General features: G+C 65.4%; 13 protein-coding genes. 9 read left to right on the forward strand and 4 right to left on the reverse strand.

The window, feature by feature from the left end:
- Positions 1–8 precede the first annotated feature (8 nt).
- The 4 genes from OPF83_RS15080 to OPF83_RS15095 are packed head-to-tail and all read left to right on the forward strand — an operon-like array spanning position 9 to position 3,509.
- The gene (locus tag OPF83_RS15080) at positions 9–563 is read left to right on the forward strand and encodes a hypothetical protein (protein ID WP_119192498.1); all 555 of its coding nucleotides are present in this window, start codon (positions 9–11) and stop codon (positions 561–563) included.
- A gap of 9 nt (positions 564–572) precedes the next feature.
- The gene (locus OPF83_RS15085; RefSeq protein WP_119192499.1) at positions 573–2,369 is read left to right on the forward strand and encodes a type IV secretory system conjugative DNA transfer family protein; all 1,797 of its coding nucleotides are present in this window, start codon (positions 573–575) and stop codon (positions 2,367–2,369) included.
- Complete coding sequence (locus OPF83_RS15090; RefSeq protein WP_119192500.1) at positions 2,353–2,859, forward strand: DUF4913 domain-containing protein; 507 nt, start codon at positions 2,353–2,355, stop codon at positions 2,857–2,859. The genes OPF83_RS15085 and OPF83_RS15090 overlap by 17 nt, the downstream gene beginning before the upstream one ends.
- Positions 2,856–3,509 carry a hypothetical protein gene (locus tag OPF83_RS15095; protein ID WP_264888411.1) on the forward strand — a complete coding sequence of 218 codons (654 nt, stop codon included), beginning with the start codon at positions 2,856–2,858 and terminating at the stop codon, positions 3,507–3,509. The genes OPF83_RS15090 and OPF83_RS15095 overlap by 4 nt, the downstream gene beginning before the upstream one ends.
- A 72-nt stretch (positions 3,510–3,581) precedes the next feature.
- On the opposite strand, the gene mobF is transcribed toward OPF83_RS15095, so the two are convergent.
- A complete protein-coding gene (gene mobF, locus OPF83_RS15100) occupies positions 3,582–7,610 on the reverse strand; it encodes a MobF family relaxase (protein WP_264888412.1) in 4,029 nt (1,342 codons plus the stop codon).
- A gap of 225 nt (positions 7,611–7,835) precedes the next feature.
- Between mobF and OPF83_RS15105 the strand changes: the two genes are divergently transcribed.
- Positions 7,836–8,222, forward strand: a complete 387-nt coding sequence (locus tag OPF83_RS15105; RefSeq protein ID WP_264888413.1) for a hypothetical protein — start codon at positions 7,836–7,838, stop codon at positions 8,220–8,222.
- Positions 8,219–8,767: a hypothetical protein gene (locus OPF83_RS15110; RefSeq protein WP_264888415.1), complete on the forward strand. Its 549-nt coding sequence runs from the start codon at positions 8,219–8,221 to the stop codon at positions 8,765–8,767. The genes OPF83_RS15105 and OPF83_RS15110 overlap by 4 nt, the downstream gene beginning before the upstream one ends.
- 441 nt (positions 8,768–9,208) lie before the next feature.
- Here OPF83_RS15110 and OPF83_RS15115 read toward each other — a convergent pair whose 3' ends face one another.
- Positions 9,209–10,057, reverse strand: a complete 849-nt coding sequence (locus tag OPF83_RS15115; RefSeq protein ID WP_264888417.1) for a hypothetical protein — start codon at positions 10,055–10,057, stop codon at positions 9,209–9,211.
- A complete protein-coding gene (locus OPF83_RS15120) occupies positions 10,054–10,635 on the reverse strand; it encodes a DNA-binding protein (protein ID WP_264888418.1) in 582 nt (193 codons plus the stop codon). Before OPF83_RS15120 ends, OPF83_RS15115 begins: the two co-directional genes overlap by 4 nt.
- 641 nt (positions 10,636–11,276) lie before the next feature.
- On the opposite strand from OPF83_RS15120, the gene OPF83_RS15125 reads away from it, so the two are divergent.
- Both OPF83_RS15125 and OPF83_RS15130 read left to right on the forward strand, forming a co-directional pair.
- Positions 11,277–11,837: a recombinase family protein gene (locus OPF83_RS15125; protein ID WP_264888419.1), complete on the forward strand. Its 561-nt coding sequence runs from the start codon at positions 11,277–11,279 to the stop codon at positions 11,835–11,837.
- An 80-nt stretch (positions 11,838–11,917) separates the two neighbouring features.
- Positions 11,918–12,721, forward strand: a complete 804-nt coding sequence (locus OPF83_RS15130; protein WP_264888421.1) for a hypothetical protein — start codon at positions 11,918–11,920, stop codon at positions 12,719–12,721.
- On the opposite strand, the gene OPF83_RS17565 is transcribed toward OPF83_RS15130, so the two are convergent.
- Positions 12,711–13,076, reverse strand: a complete 366-nt coding sequence (locus tag OPF83_RS17565) for a GNAT family N-acetyltransferase (RefSeq protein WP_375546279.1) — start codon at positions 13,074–13,076, stop codon at positions 12,711–12,713. The genes OPF83_RS15130 and OPF83_RS17565 overlap by 11 nt on opposite strands.
- Before the next feature lie 140 nt (positions 13,077–13,216).
- On the opposite strand from OPF83_RS17565, the gene OPF83_RS15135 reads away from it, so the two are divergent.
- Positions 13,217–15,856 carry a TrlF family AAA-like ATPase gene (locus tag OPF83_RS15135; RefSeq protein ID WP_264888422.1) on the forward strand — a complete coding sequence of 880 codons (2,640 nt, stop codon included), beginning with the start codon at positions 13,217–13,219 and terminating at the stop codon, positions 15,854–15,856.
- The last annotated feature ends 3 nt before the right edge of the window (positions 15,857–15,859 follow it).

Raw genomic sequence — 15,859 nt, forward strand, 5'->3', positions numbered from 1 at the left:
CAGTGGCCATGAGGGTAGAGCGACGACGATCGCTGATCGTCGGCGTCGTGATCGCCGCAGGTGTAGTGGTGGCGTGCGCGCTGGCGGCACTGCTGGTGGTCATGTTGCGCGGCGGCGCCGACGAACCGGGCACAGACGCCCATCACCCCCACCCCGAACCGACCGAGTCGGCGGACGGCGCCGCGACCGCCGCAATCCGGCAGATCTTCACCTGGCGACCTGCCGAACAGTCCGGCCCCTGGGAGGCGCTGCACGCAGCGTCGGATGTCCTGACGGGACCGTTGGCGCAGGCCGCAGCCCAACGACCCGCCGACGAGCCCCTGCCGCGGCAGTGGGATGCGTGGGCCGCCTCGGCCGACGTCGTAGTCGGCGCCGTCGAGATCGTCGGCAGCCCGATGGGCCCGAACGACGACAAGGGACCGGTGACGCTGATCCTGCGCCAAGTGGTCCAGCACCGCGACGGCAGCACGACCCCGCTTCCGGAGATGACGGTGCAGGTGGACATGGTCCGCGACGGCCCCACCTGGAAAGCGGCCCAGTACCGGTTCGAGCAGGCGAGGTAGGGACACATCATGGCAGGCAGAGACAACCCGAGGAACACCCGTATCGGACTGTTCCGTCCTGAGCACGTCGTGCTGTTGATCGTCCTGGCTGGCTTCGTCGCCATCAATCTCTCGGTGTGGGCGGCTCACCGGGCAGCGGTCAAACTCGGCCTGGCCGAGCCACCGAGCCCGTTCCCGACGGTCGGTGCGATCGAAGTCCTCGCCCGGGACTCGGTGGAGTGGACGGGCGCGGCCACCGCAATCCTCGTGGGCGAATGGGTGGTCGTGGTGGCGGTCGCCGTGACGATCATCGTCGCCCGCAGGCGGTGGGAGTTGCGTCGTACCGGCGGCACCAAGTCACGGATCGCCCACGCGACCCGACAGATGGCCTCAACCAGCGACATCGCGACGCTCTCGCCGCGAGCACGCAGGCACGAGCACATCAGCAACAATCTGCCCGATTGCGGCTGGTACGGCGCCTATCTGGGCCGGGAGTGGGCCACCGGGCAAGTGCTGATGTCGGGCACCGAAGACAACGTGCTGAACCTGTGGGCGCCGCGGGAGGGCAAGACCACCAGCAAGGCCATTCCGGAGATCTGGAACGCGCCGGGGCTGGTGGTGGCCACGAGCTGCAAGCGTGACCTCATCGACGAGACGATTCGCCTGCGCGAGCACATCGGCGAGGTGTGGGTATTCGACCCTCAGGGGCTGGCCCCCGGCGCCGGCTCCGACGGCGGGTTCTACTTCGACCCGCTCGACTTCGTCCGAGCCGCTCGATACTGGGACGGTTCGGCGCTACGCCTGGCCGAGATCTTCGAGGGCGCCACCACTTCCCGCTCCGCGGTCTCCGGCGATGCCGGCGAAAACGCATTCTTCTACCAGCAGGCCCGCGACCTACTGACCGCACTGTTCCTGGCCGCCGCTCTGGGCAACAAGCCGATCACCGACGTGTACAAGTGGGTATCGGCTCCGGGGGCCGGCGAACCCCTGACCCTGCTACGAGAAAGCAACTACGAGGCGCAACACGAAGATCTGAACGCCAAGTACTCCCTGACCCCTCGCACACGTGACGGCGTGTTCTCGGCCGCGAAGAACTGCATCGCGTGCCTGGGGCTGGCCGAGGTACGTGAGTGGCTCACGCCCCACGGCCACCGGCGCCGCCTCGACGTCACCGACCTGGCCCACGACGATCGCGCAACGCTGTACATGCTCACCGAGGAGGACAATCCGGTCGCTCGCCCCATCTCGACGGTGCTGGCCATCCTGATCAGCGAGGCGTTGAAGAAGCGGGCCTCCCAGTTCGAGAGAGACCGGCTCCCGATCCCGGTGCTGATGGTGCTCGATGAGATCGCCAACGTCGTGCGGTGGCCAAACCTGCCGGAGGCGCTGTCCACCTACGGCTCCCGCGGCATTCTGTTCGACATCTTTCTCCAGACCTACGCCCAGGGCGAGGAGATGTGGGGGCCGGTTGGGATGCGCAAGCTGTACGCCCTCGTGGCGATCAAGGTCATCGGGCCAGGACAGACCGAACCGGAGTTCGCGCAGATGGTCTCCACCCAGGTCGGCAACTACCGCGAAGTCGAGCGGTCGTTGTCGTACTCCGCCAACGGGAGCGGTTCGAGTTCTCAGCAGGTGGGCTCGGACAAACCGATCCTGTCCGTCGACGAGATCCAGAACTTGCAGAAGTGGCAAATGATCGTCATCGCCAAGGGCCGTCGGCCGATGCTGGCGCGAATGATCCCCGCCGCCAAGCAGGACTTTTCACCCACCACCCGCGATCTGCTCGACCGCCTGGAGAAGGGAGAGACCAGTGTCCCTGTGGACTGATCTCGTGCGGGCCGCAACGCCCGAACCGTTGCAGTCCCAGATGAAGAGCCTGGCCGCCGCCTCCGTCGCTGACTACGCCGAGCATCCGGGGTTGGGGCCCGCCCTGCGCCGAGCGGCGCAGCGGGCCGCCAAACGGTACGCCGTCGAAGACCTGGGAGTTCCATCGAATCCGCGGCATCCGACGGTCTACGACTTCTTCGACGACTACCTGCGCCTGGCCTACCAGGTCCAAGACCGCTCGCAGGCCAACGCCTGGTGCGGCCGGTGGTGGGCGCACGAGGGCGTGCTGTTCCGTGTCCGGGCGATGTGGCGAAGCTACGAGTATCTGGCGGTGACCGATCCCATGCGAGCCGACGAGATTTTCCTGCGCACGGTCGGCGATCACCACATGAAGGTCCTACTCGGCCCCGAATCACCGATGCTGTCCTGCCGAACACACCATGAGCCCTCCGAGCTACTGCGCTCCGATCCGATGGAGAACCCCCGATGAACAGCTACAACCGCCAGCAGCACATGTCGATGCTCGCCCGGGCCAGCCGCGTCGCCGGCCGCAACGGCAGATTTCGGGAGCGCACCCACTACCTGACCGCTGCCGAGCTGCGCACCGTACCTATCGCCCGACTACTGCGGGAGACGGCCTGGGCCGATCGCCCCGACGCCTCCGACCAGTGGCGAGACGAACGGCGCCAAATCGTCGCTGACGAGTTCGCCCGCCGGGGCTTCGACACCGCCGCTGCCGACATCTGGCCCCGGTGGGAGCCTGCCGACTACGACGGCCACGCCCTGCTCCAGGAGCAACGCCGCCTCGAGGCAGAGCGCGCTTCCGCGGAGCAGGCCACACAAGCTGATCCCCGGCAGGAGATGACAGTTCTGTGGGCGACCTCGACGCTGGTCACCGCCGCAACGGTGACTGAGCTGATCGACGGCGACGAAGTCATGGAGCGGGTGACCACCGCGCTGTCGCAGGTATGGGAAGGACTCGAGACCGATCCGGCCATCGGTGGCGAGCTGGACATGACTACCGGGGCCGACCTGGCCGCCAGTCTCGCCAACGCAACGGCGACCGCCACCGCGGAGACCAGCATCGCCCCCGAACTCGCCTCGACTTCCCCCGAGGTGGAGTCGGACGTCGAGCTATAGCGCGGTCGGGCGAGGAGGTCCCCGCGGATCGCGAGGTGCAATGCGATCTCTCGCCCATCCTGTAGGGCGACATCACAGCTCGGGCCCCTGCGCCGGCTCATGGCCGGGCGCAGGGGTTTCGTGCCGAACGGGCTCGTCCCGGTCCGCCTCAACATCGCCCGGACGCGAACTGAACGGGTCCGCGACATCAAAGCCACGGGCCGCAAACGGGTCGCCAGCGAATAGACCCCGGCGAGCCTGTTCCGCGTCGTGCGCGGGGGAGGCGGTGAACGGGTCCGCCGCGTCCGGGTCGGCGGGCTCCTCCGCGGACCCGTGGAGGAGTCGATCGTGCTCGACCAGGACGGCGGCGGCATAGTCGGCAAGCTCGGTGTTCATGCCGGGGTGGCGCGGCGGGAGCGGGCCGAGTGGAGCAGGCGATTCCTCCGCCTGTTCAGGCTCGGCGCCTTGCTCGGCCGCGGGCTGCGCGTTGGCCGTGGCCTCGGCGTTCTCCTTGTCGGCCGCGGGCTGCGCGTTGGCCGTGGCCTCGGCGTTCTCCTTGTCGGCCGGGTCGGCGAAGTAGTCGTCGATGGCGGCGATGAGGTCGCGGCCGTTAGCGGGCAGGGCGGCGTCCTTCGGCTTCTCGGCGGCCGGGGCGGTCTGGGGGTCGTCTTCCGGACTCGGCTCAGTCGGCGAATGGGCGTCTGGGGCAGCGGCGCGGTGGGGCTGGGCGTCCATGAGGTCGTCCACGGCGGCTTCGAGTGCGTCGGTGCGGTCGATCCCGTCGGCGATGTAGTCGTTCATCGCCTGGTGGATCAGCGCCATAGCCTGCGGATCGCGCTCAATGGCTCGGCGGGTGTTCTCGGGTAGGTAGTCGGGCAGGTCCGGTTCGGCGTCGATCGCCTCGAGCAGGCGGTCACGAGCGTCGGTGATGGCTTCGGTGAGATCGTGGCCGGCGTCGAGGTGGCGCTGGCAGGTGGTGCGCCACAGGGCGACGAGTTGAGGGTCGTCGCGCAACTGCGTGGTCAGCGCGACGGGAAGACCGTCGAGTAGGTGCTGCGAGTAGTCGCCGATGAGGTGGCTGCGGGCGGCGTTGTAGCGGTCGGCCATCCGGTCGGGGTCGTCGGCGGCGGCCAGGGCCTCGCGCAGTTGCTCGGTGGCGGTGGTGTGGCCCTCGTCGCGGTCCAACGCAGCCTCGAGCACCCCGCGGGAAGTGGTAAGTCGGTCGTCGACCTCGGGGTCCAGGTGCGGGGCCTCCGTGTCCAGATCGAGCGGCGCCTCGGTCACCGCGTAGGCGTGGTTCTCGTGACGGCCGCGGGTCAGGGCGACGTACAGGCCGCGACGGTTGGTCGACTCGTCGACGACCGTGCGGGCCACGTCGACGGTGATGCCCTGGGCGCGGTGAATCGTGCTCGCGTAACCCAGCTCGGTGCACTCGGCGACGTACTGCGCGTCGAGCGTGACCCGGCCGCGGTGGCGCAGGTGACGCACGGTCAGCGAACCGTCTTTGCCGACCTTCTCCACCCGCCACCGATCACCGTTTTGCACCCGCGAACCGGGGCGGGTGCCGCCCTTGGTGCGCAGCGAGCCATTGTTGGACCGAGTCACAACGATGTCGCCGCGGCCGGCGGTGAGCTCGTCGGCCAGATCGACGATGCGCCGGGTCTTAGCGGCCCCACTGTCACGGTGACGATTCTGGATCTGGGTGTTGAGCTCCCGCACTATTTCGGTGGTGGAGGCCAGCACGATGCCATCGCGGCCGGCCTCGACATCGGCGAAGTGATCGTCCACCACGGCCGGGATCATCTCGTCTCGCCCGCCGCCGTGAATCCAGCCCTTGCTCGCGTGAAAGTCCAGTGCGGACGCCTCGCCTGAGCGGATGGCGATCGAGGCAGCGGCTTGGGCGGTGTCGTCGCCGAAGCGCACCACATCGGTCAGCTCGGGGGCGTTGGTCTCGGAGGCGACCAGCCGCATGAGCCCGCCGGATTCGACGGCGTCGAGCTGCGCGGGATCCCCAATCATCCGCACCACGGCACCCCGGTCGCGGGCGATCTCCACCAGCGCTGCAACGTCCTTGGTGGAGGCCATCGCCGCCTCATCGAGCAGCAACATCGCACCCGGTCTGATGGTGACCGGAAGGTCCTCAGCAGTGCGGGCCCCGATGCCCATATAGGACAGCTTTCCGCGCCACCGATAGGTCAGCGAGGCCACGGTGTACGCCTTAACACCGATCTCCTCGCCGAGAGTTTCGGCAGCCACCGCCGACGGTGCCAGGGCGATGACCTGACGGCCCGTGGCTTGCCACGCCTTCGCCACGGCCTGCATCGAAGTGGTCTTGCCGGTGCCGGCCGGGCCTACTCCGGCGGCGACGAGTTGGCCCGACAGACAGAAGTGCTCGGCCAGGGCCCGCTGCCCGGGGTTCAGGGTCCGACCACTGTCCGACTCGAGCGCGGTGATCGTCTCGTTCAGATGCTCACCGGTGGTGAACAGCGGCACCGGGGTGCGCGCGGCATCGACGACATCGCGCTCCGCGGCGAGCATCGCCTCCGAGGTGTGGAGCAGTTCGCCGTGACGGTCCAGCACACTGAGACCGTCCGATTCCCGGCGCAGTACTGTCGGCGTCTCGATGATCTCGGGGGTGGCCAGGGCGAGCGAGTCCCGGCGCATCGCGTGAGTCACTACCTCATCGACGGTGGCCGCCCGGGCGGCGGGGGAGTCGAACTCGACGTCGGTCAGTTGGGCCTCGACCGCGGCCCGGACATGGGCATGGGTCCACGTGACGCGGGTATCGGAGACGGCCTCGATAGCGCGGGCGGCCTCGGCGTCGACGGCCTCGAGCTCACGGACTTCGGCGCCGGTGTTCTCCGCCTGTGCGCCGGGGTTCAGCGCGGCGGCAATCATCTGATCGACGGCCTGCTCGGACCCGAGGTGACGGGCCGCCAGCCGGCGCCACGTCGACTGAAGCTCGGCCAGCGATCGGGCTTCCTGCTTGCCCTCGCGGGTGTCGAGGGTGGCTTGCTGCAACAGTGCGAACTGAACTGCCTGTGTCGGGGCGCGGCCGTGCTTGTCGCGGTACTCGGCGAGCAGCTCGTCCCGGCGGGCCTCGATCATCTGACGCCTCGAGGAGAACGCCCGGCACAGCGCCTGGTCGACGCCCGCGATCTCCCACACCGGCTGCTTGTTGCGGCTCGGGTAACGGGCCTCGAACTGCACGCCCAGCTCGCGGCGAAGACGGTCCACGATGGCGGCGTTGTACCGCGACGAGGCCGCCACCGCGTGCTTATGCAGCGAGGCTCCATCGAGCGCTGACCACCGTCCGTCGGCGCCCAGCACCTTGTTCGACACCGCGCAATGCGTGTGCAGATTCGGGTCGCCGGCACGGGTGTCGTAGTGGTCGAACTGCGCCACGATGAGCCCGTGGGTGTCGATCTGCTGCTCACTGCGATCGCCCCGACGAGTGAACGCTGCCTCGCGTTCAATCCACGCCAGGGAGTCGTTCACGCACTCGCGGTGAATCCGCTCGATCGCCTGCCGAGTATCGGTGTCGGCGAGCGCCCATAGTGCGCTGACCGACTTCTGCGGAGTGAACACCAAGTCCATACCGGCGACCGGCTGACGCACGTTGCTGCGCTGCGCAGCGGCCCACGACAGCAGCTCACGCTCGGTGGCCGGCTGGTGACCGAACTTGTCGCGGTAGTGCTTATCGGCCAGCGTGCGCCACAGGTCCGCCGTGACGTCCTTGTCGATCGTATGGCCCTCGCCCGCCATCTCCCGGAGTGTGGCGTTGTAGTCCTCCACGAGGGGGATCTCATTGCGGAACTCGGGGAACTTCCGACCCAGCGCCGTGTCTTTCAGATCGGCACCGGCCTCGAGCATGGCGTCGGTATTCGGGTGCCGGCCCTCGCCAAACAGGGCCTTCATCTGCGCCTCGGAGACCGTGCCGGACACCGGGCTGATCTGAGACAACGCCTCCAGACCGGCGCCGTGCCAGCGGCCCGGCGGGGTGCCGTTGGCGGTGTAGTAGTCGGTGAGCTCCTGGCCGCGTTCGCGCAGCCGGTCGGCGGTAGCTACCTGACGAGTCAGGTAGCTGTAGCCGTCCCCGGCGTGCAGCACGTGGAGCGTCATCACGACGCCCACCTTAGACGCCGCATCGCGCCCGGTCACGGGCGTGTCTGAATTTCAGCAAGAGGTATGTAGGTTCTGGTTTGGCACTAAGCGAGCACAGCGAGCGTGGGCCAAACCTCCAAGCGGGTGAGGACTAGTGCACGCAAGCAGCGCAGCGCTAGTCAGGCCAACTCACGGGCGATAGAGTCGAAGACACCGATCGAAAGAGTGAGGGGACCAACGCAGATGGCCAGGACGTCCGACCGCACAAGCGCCCGCAATCGCGCCCGACAGGCACTCGCCGAGAAGCAGAAGGCCCGGCGCGAACGCGACGAACGCATGGAAGCCGCGGCCACGCGCTACTTCGCCGCCGCCGACGCCATCGAGAGCGCCCGCCGCGACGCCGGTCAGGCGATCCAAGCCCTCATCGACGAAGGCGAGCCCCGCGCGGAGATCGCCGAACTCCTCGGCATCACCACCCGCGACATCAAGGCCGCCCTGGATGCGCTCACCGACGACGACCAGGACGACGACGACAGCGACACCGAGCACGACGAGCCGCTGGGCGGGGAGGTGTCAGCGTCGGACTCCGAGCACGACGGTCACCGCTCCGATGAGGCTCACGTGGCGTGACCCTCTTCGACGACATCCCGCTGCCGGGGCTCGAGCTTGAGCCCCGGCACGAAGGTGTCGTCACCGAGCGCCGCGCGTACAGCAATGCGATCGCGCCGAGTGCCCACACAATCGACCGGTTCTGGTCGCGGGTGATCCGCTCGCCCGGGTGCTGGCTGTGGGTCGGTGCGATCAGCGGCGGCGACGGGTACGGCCGCATCACCTGGCGACGCGACGGCGTCTCCCGCACGATGAGCGCTCACCGCTTCGCACTCCTCCTGGCCTACGGCGACGACGATTCCTACACCGTCGGCGAGCACCGGTGCAACGAACCACTGTGCGTCCGGGTCGACGACGGGCATCTCATCCCGTCAACCCAGACGGCGAACCTGCGCTACGCCGTGGCCTGCGGTCGCGCCGGCGCCAATCGCACCACCGGAGACGGACGCACCCGCGCCCAGCGATCACTCGCCGTCCGCGCCGCAATCTGCAACGGATGGGACCCCATCGCCTACGCCGAGGCCGTCGGAAAAGTCGAAGACCGCGACCTTCCGACACTTTTCTGACCACTCCCCCGCGAACGCAGACGGGCCCCGCCAACCGGCGGGCCCGTCGATCTTTCGCGGGTCGAGGGATGTGTCAGCGTTGGCCCGACTGCCACACCTGAGACGGGACGTATACGTGTGGCCGGCGCGCTGCCTCGCGGGAGCGACGCGCACGCGCCCAGTGCTGCCAGAGCGTCCACTTCAAGGGCGTGTGCTCGAACAGAATCCGGGCCAGGATCGACGAGTACCGGGACGTTTTGAGCGCGTGCAACCAGCTACCACTAAGCCACAGAGCAGCCCCCGTTGCGATCGTCCAGCCCGCCCACGGCTCGTGGCTTAAGGTCGCAGCCGATCCGACAATGATGAGGAGAGCTCCGCCGATTCTGCCCAGTACGGGGAGCAGTATCCAGGCCAGTACCAGCGACACTACGGCTCCTGCGAACTCCACCTCGGCAGCCTCCGTCAGCTCCGCGTGGGGACCAGGAGGGCACGATTACGGTCGAGCTTGTGCGTGATCCACCGGCGCCACAGCGGGCCGGCATCTAGTCGGCGGTAGTGCTCCAGAGCGAAGCCGAAAGTGTCGAGCACCTCGTACCCGTTTGGATGGAGGTAGGTCCAATCCGGCGGGAGCGGGCAAGCGATCCAAAGGGTGAGACTCCCCTGCTGGATGGCGATCGAGATCGGCTGATTCGGATGGGGCGGGTCGACAGTAAAGCCGTTCCTGACGGCCCACTTCTCGTCGACCAGGACAGTCGCGCCGCGAGCGCCGGAAACCCATGTCGGCAGCCAGCCCGGTTCGCGGTCGAGATAGGTCGCCCAGTCTTGAATGCGCCTAAGGTCGTCCTCCGATTCGGCGGACAAAATGACTGTCCATCGCCCGTCGATCTTCTCGGGAACGGAGAAAGCAAGTGGCCTGGGATAGGTGTCCTCGTGTGACTGCATTGCGCCACTGGCGTCAAACTGGACGTCGCTGTAAGTCGAGTGCGCGATCCGCTCGGCGAGTGCATCCGGCAGTCCGAGCGCTGTGAGCTCACCGATCGCTTCTCGCGCTCCACTGCCTGAATGCCCGACCCGGACCTTGGCCGGATCGAGTGCAAACCAGTCGCCACTGCGGCACTCGATGATGACTCCGGGATCGAGATGGAGTAGACGATTCGGATGCAGGCCGGAGCCGTATAAAACTTGCGACGTGCGATCACTGGCGACTACTCGGCGCACTCCCCCACGCCCAGATGCGAACGAGACCGCGGCATCGCCGATTAAGACCCTCAGCGGCGCAACTGCGATAGCGGCAAGACTGTTGCGGCTCATTCCGTGCCCTCGCTCTCCTGCGGTGCGGGTGACTGGTTAGTGGCTCGACGGTTTGCGTCCAAGATCTCGCGGAGGGTGTCGGACGTGGCCTCAGCCCGCACTCGCGCACGATCAGCTTCCTCAGCCGCGGCCTGTGACGTTCTGACGTTCTGCTGCGCCGTCTCGAGCTGTTCGCGTAGTTGCGCCACGTGTTGACGCAACTGCTCCACCTCCCGGAGTGCAACGTCGCGGGCCGCGACTGCTTCGTCCCGCTCTGCGGCGGATCTGTCAGCCGCAGCGAGCGCGTCAGCTTCCCCAGCTCGAGCATCGTCGAGCGCGCTTGCCGATTCGTCGTAGGCCTTCTCGGCGGCGCGTTTCCATGCGGCAGCCCAGACCGACTGGACCATTGCCGCCATCGGCTCGGACAGGTCCGGCGCCTCGGGCACGTCTCCGCCGGCGCCGCCGGCGTGGTCACGCATCCACGCGGCGACGTCACCGATCCGGACGCCGGCCTGCTTCTGCAAAGCTCGAACGGTGATCTTGTCGCCTCTGGCGATGAGCTCCCCGTAGGCGTGTGCGATCTTCTGCGACGTCGACATGTAGGCATCCCTCTTGGCAGCGGCGGGTAACAGGTAACGAGTAACGTACCGCGTTACCTATGTTACCGACTCTAGCGCACCCGTCCGCGCTCGTCGAGGATTAGCCGCGGACTGCGGCGGCGTCTCGCACCTCGGAGGGCCGACGAGGGGGGCCGGCCGGAGACACGCCCTAGCGCCGATCGCGATTCTCTGGAGCTCGCGTCACCCATCCGGTCGCCGCCCCTCCTGCAATGCCAGCGATCCCAACAGCGATCAGAACAAAGAACGTCAGTACGGCCGGGTAGGCGGCGAGCAAGGCGATGCCGAGGAACACACCAGCCACCAAACTGAGCGTGACATCGCGCCACTGCCTGTAGCTTGGCGCGCTCTCCTGACCCGCCCACTCTCGAACGAGCGCCCACGTAAGGGGCACAGTCGCGGCCAGTGCGCACGCTCCACCCAAGCCCACAATCATCGGATTCATCGAAATACCTCCCCGCTCATGTGTCGCATTTGACGATCGCCTAACGCGACACTCCGAGCCGCGCCCCCGACCTAGAGGCTCGGGCAGCTCAAACCCTAACGGCGCCTCATGTCGCCGTCGCATAAACATGACGTGCAGAAAAAGCGGCGACATCGTGGCTATATGCGACACTCGACACATGAGGATCGGATACGGGCGAGTATCGACCGAGGAACAGAACGTCGAGACCCAACGAGAAGCGCTGATCGCCCTCGGCGTTGAGCCCCGACGAATCCACCTCGACCGCGGAGTCAGCGGCCGCCGCCGCATCCGGCCAGCCCTCGATCGGGCACTGGCCGAGCTACGCGAGGGCGATGAGCTCGTCGTGACCAAGCTCGACCGACTTGGTCGATCACTACGCGACCTCCTCGACATCGCAGACCAAATCCAGGACGTGGGCGCATCCCTGACCGTCGGGCGCTCCACCTACAACCCCGCCGATCCCGTCGGTGCAATGCTTTTCCAGGTCCTGGGCATGGCCGCCGAGTTTGAGGTCGCCATGAACCGCGAACGCACTCGCGAAGGCGTTGCTCGAGCGAAAACCGAAGGAAAGTACCGGGGTCGTCAACCCAAGCTCTCCCCCGCCGACGCGAACAGGCTTCGCCAGATGCACGCGAGCGGCGGGTACACCGCTGCGGAACTGGGCCGGTTCTTCGGGCTGCACCGCACGTCCGTGTACCGCTACTTGTCCGACAGTTAGTGCAGACTCCACCGACTAACCACTTCCCGTCCTTGGGTACGGGTTCACTCACAGCACCGCTATCGACGGACGGGAAAACCATGCCAGGTAACGAACCGCAGTACGAAGTCACCGAGATCAAGGCGATCCGCGGCACCGAGTCGAAAGCTATCGCCAACAAGCAGCAGGAGGGCTGGGAGTTGCTCTCTCAGCAGCAGGGCCGTGTGCGAACGACCCTGCACTTTCGTCGACCTAAGCCGCCAATCCGGTGGAAGATGTGGGCCGCGCTCGGCGGTGCCGGCATCATCCTGGCGAGCATCATTACCGTCGGAGCGCTCCTTGAAGAAGAGTCGGACTCGTCAGCGGCAGACAATTCTGCCGCTGCGAGCACCGAGCAGCCCTCGCCAGCGCCTGACTCGGGAGACGAAAGTGCGCCCGCTTCGGCCACTGATCCAATGATCTGCGAAACGAGACCGGGTGGAGATCCATGCAAGTTCGGCCAGACCGCGATCTACTCAGACGCAGTTCGGGGCGGTGAAGTGAAACTGGAGATCACAGTTGGCGAACCGGTCGAGTTCGCAGCAAGCGAGGGTGCGTTGGTCGCCTACGACCTGCCGCTACAGCCCGTGAGCGTCTACTTTCCGATCACCATTAAGAATCTATCGTCCATCTCTCCGGACATGATCCAATCCCAGGTGATCAACGCCCAGCAGGGAGAGTACGACGGCGTTCAAGAGTTGAGCGATGGCGACGTGGAGTCGTACGCAGCAAGTGGGGCAAACGGGTTATCTGCGGGGCAGACTTTGAGCGTCAAGGACGGCTGGAACATGGCAACGCTCGTGGGAGTCGAATACCGCCTCTCAATCGATGGGCTGGCCGGATACGACATCGAGTTCATGCGATGATCCAGAACTGACGGCAACGTTGCGTTGCGGCCTGCACCTCAGAGGGACACGTGTCAGTAGTCCGATCTAACCCGTGCGGCACAGGATTAAGTGTGACTGTTATCGGTAAATGGCGGGGATCGTTCGACGCCAATATGTACTTCGCGAGCGACACGATCTCGAATCCCGCGGCCCGGTAGAAGCCAACCGCGTCGTTGTCCGTTTCAGCTTCAATGATCAGCCCGGCGTATTGCATCTGGACCCAGCGGACGAGAGCGGTGCCTACGCCTCGGTTACGAAACTCCAGTGAGGTCGCGATGTGAAGCAGGGTGATCTTCGCTCTAGGTTGCGAGCAACCGTTGGGTCGAGTGGTCACTGGTGGAGGTCACTTGTAGTGAGTTGTGGCGCGGCGTCGCCGGCACAGGGAAAGATGGTCCCGAGCAGACCGAGAAGTGCCCGTAACGCCTGCTAGTTCGATGAGAGTCTGCACAATGAGAAAAGAACTGAGGTTCATCGATGGGGACGGACGACCTTCCAACAGCCGACAATCAGAGTGGCGCCCGCTGGGTTCGCGCGGCCCTCCAGGTCAACCCCTTCGGTTACGTCGGTAATGCGTCACCCTCGAAAAGATATGCGGATGAGGCAACCTACAACGCGGCCTTGATTGCCGAGTTTCAGACTCAGCAGATTGAGCTAATCGCGGTCACGGATCATTGGAACGCCAGCAGTGCATCCCAGCTGATTGCTGACGCTGAAGCGGCTGGCGTAGCGGCGCTCCCAGGATTCGAGGCGAACACCTCTGAAGGCATTCACTTGTTGGTGATGTTCGAGCGTGGAACCGCGATCGATCAGGTCACGGCCGCGATTGGGGCGTGCGGTTTAACGCCTGGTGCCGTGAAGGGCACCACGACGAAGTCCTACGGGGACATCCTGACCGACATGTGTGCCCGAGGAGCGTTGGTCATCCCGGCGCACGCCAACGTCGCCAATGCTGGACTGTTGAGTCGAGCGAAAGGTGACTCGCTTGCCGAGATGATCAAGCACCCTGAGTTGTTGGCAATCGGCATCACCCCGTCTGCCGCCGAAATGGGCGACCAGGCCAAGGTCCTCAAGGGCACCAGGCCCTACGATCGCCGCCATCCGCTCGTTGCTATCCATGCCGACGACATCTGTGACCCGGCGACGCTTGCCTCGCCCGGTGGGAGCACGTGGTTCAAAATGAGTACCCCCAGTCTATTGGGGCTACGCCATGCGGTGAAGACCCCGAAGACCCGAGTCAGCACTACCGATCCTTCATCGACGTCTCGTGTGCTGCTTCGCGAGATTGCTTGGGACGGCGGGTATCTCAACGGCCAGAAGCTCCACCTCGCCGAGGACCTCACGGCCCTCATCGGCGGCCGAGGAACCGGAAAGTCCACCGTCATCGAGAGTCTCCGCTACGTGCTGGAGATCCCACCCATCGGCGAAGCGTCCAGTAAAGACCACAAAGAGATGGTCAAGAACGTGCTTGGAGTTGGAACGGTCATCTCGCTGGTCGTCGACGTGGTTTCGCCTAGCCCGGCGCGTTTCACAATCGAACGCACAACGAACAGTCCGGCCATCGTTCGCGACTCCAGCAGCACCCAGACGAACCAGCGCCCACGCGACATCGTGGGCAACCTCGAAATATTCGGCCAACACGAACTGGCCGAGCTGGCTCAGGACAAAAACCTGATGGCTGAGCTTGTCGCACGCGTCGCTGGCAGGCCAGCCTCGCCTGCAGAGCGAGGCGATGTTCTCACGAAGTTGGCCGACAACCGTGATGCGCTTGCTAAGCACGAGCGAGACCGGGAGGCGCTTGAGTCCGAACTGGCGGACATCCCACGCCTCTCCGAAAGCATGGAGGCGTTCGACAAGTCCGATCTTGCGGCGAAGCTTGACCAGAAGACTCGACTAGACAAGGACGACGCCGTTCTCGCGGATGCCTCCGAACGGGTCCAAACCGTCGAGGGCCTGGCCCGCGAGTGGGGTATCGAAGCAGTTGTCGAAGAGCTCCGCGCCGAGTTGACCGACGTCAACGACTCCCCCCGTAAGACAACCCTCGAGCAACTCTCTCCGGTTCTCGGGCAACTCGCCAATGCACTTGAGGAGGCTGCGTCATCCGTGCAGGCTGCTATCGCTGAAGCCAAGGCAGAGATTGAAACGACCAGGCAATCGTGGGAGTCCACAACCGAAACCGAACGCGACGGTGTCTCTGCGGTTCTCCGCGAACTCGTTGAGCAAGGATATAAACCAGATGAGTATCTAACCCTGCAGTCCAACCTCAACCGGCTCACCAAGCGCGCCGAGAAACGGTCAGTCTTCGATAAAGCCTACGAGAAGCTGAGCAGCGAAAGAACGGGGTTGCTTCGCGAACTGGCCGAAATTGATAAGAAAATCGCGGATCAACTCAAGGAGGCCATTACGGCATCCAACGCGGCCACAAGGGGAGCCGTCATCGTCAAACCGATCGCATCACCAGATCGAAACCATATAAAGACCGTGGTCGCCAACCACTTCACAACACAGCGCGGTCAGGTGTTTGCTGCCATCGATCGGGATGACTTTAATATCGCGACATTCGTAACTGCTGCTCGGTCGGGATCGGAAGCGCTAGCAGGATTAAACATTACCGGCGCCCAGGCGAAGGCCCTTGTGGACGCTGGTGAACCTTTGTACAGAGAACTAGAAGAGCAATCCGTCGGCCTCGCTGTCGAGGTGCAGCTCAACGTCGCAGCCAACGGCTCAGCGACGAAGTGGCGCCGCCTTGAGGACCTTTCAAAAGGTCAACGAGCGACTGCATTGCTGCTGCTCTTGCTCGGTGCATCGATGAGCCCGCTTGTCATCGACCAACCGGAAGACGACCTAGACAACCGTTTTGTCTATGACGGCGTCGTTCAGAAGCTGCGATCTCTGAAGGGCACCCGACAATTGATCGTAAGCACACACAATGCAAACGTGCCCGTCTTGGGAGACGCCGAACTGGTTGTGACTATGGAAGCTGACGGGCAGCACGGCCGCACGGTACGTGACGGCGTCGGATCGCTCGACGATCCGAAAGTGCGAAAGTACGTGGAGGACCTGTTGGAAGGCGGTCGCACTGCATTCGACGCGCGTAAGCGCCTTTACGATTTCTGACCA

It is taken from the genome of Dietzia sp. NCCP-2495 (genome assembly GCF_026011735.1).
Lineage (GTDB): Bacteria > Actinomycetota > Actinomycetes > Mycobacteriales > Mycobacteriaceae > Dietzia.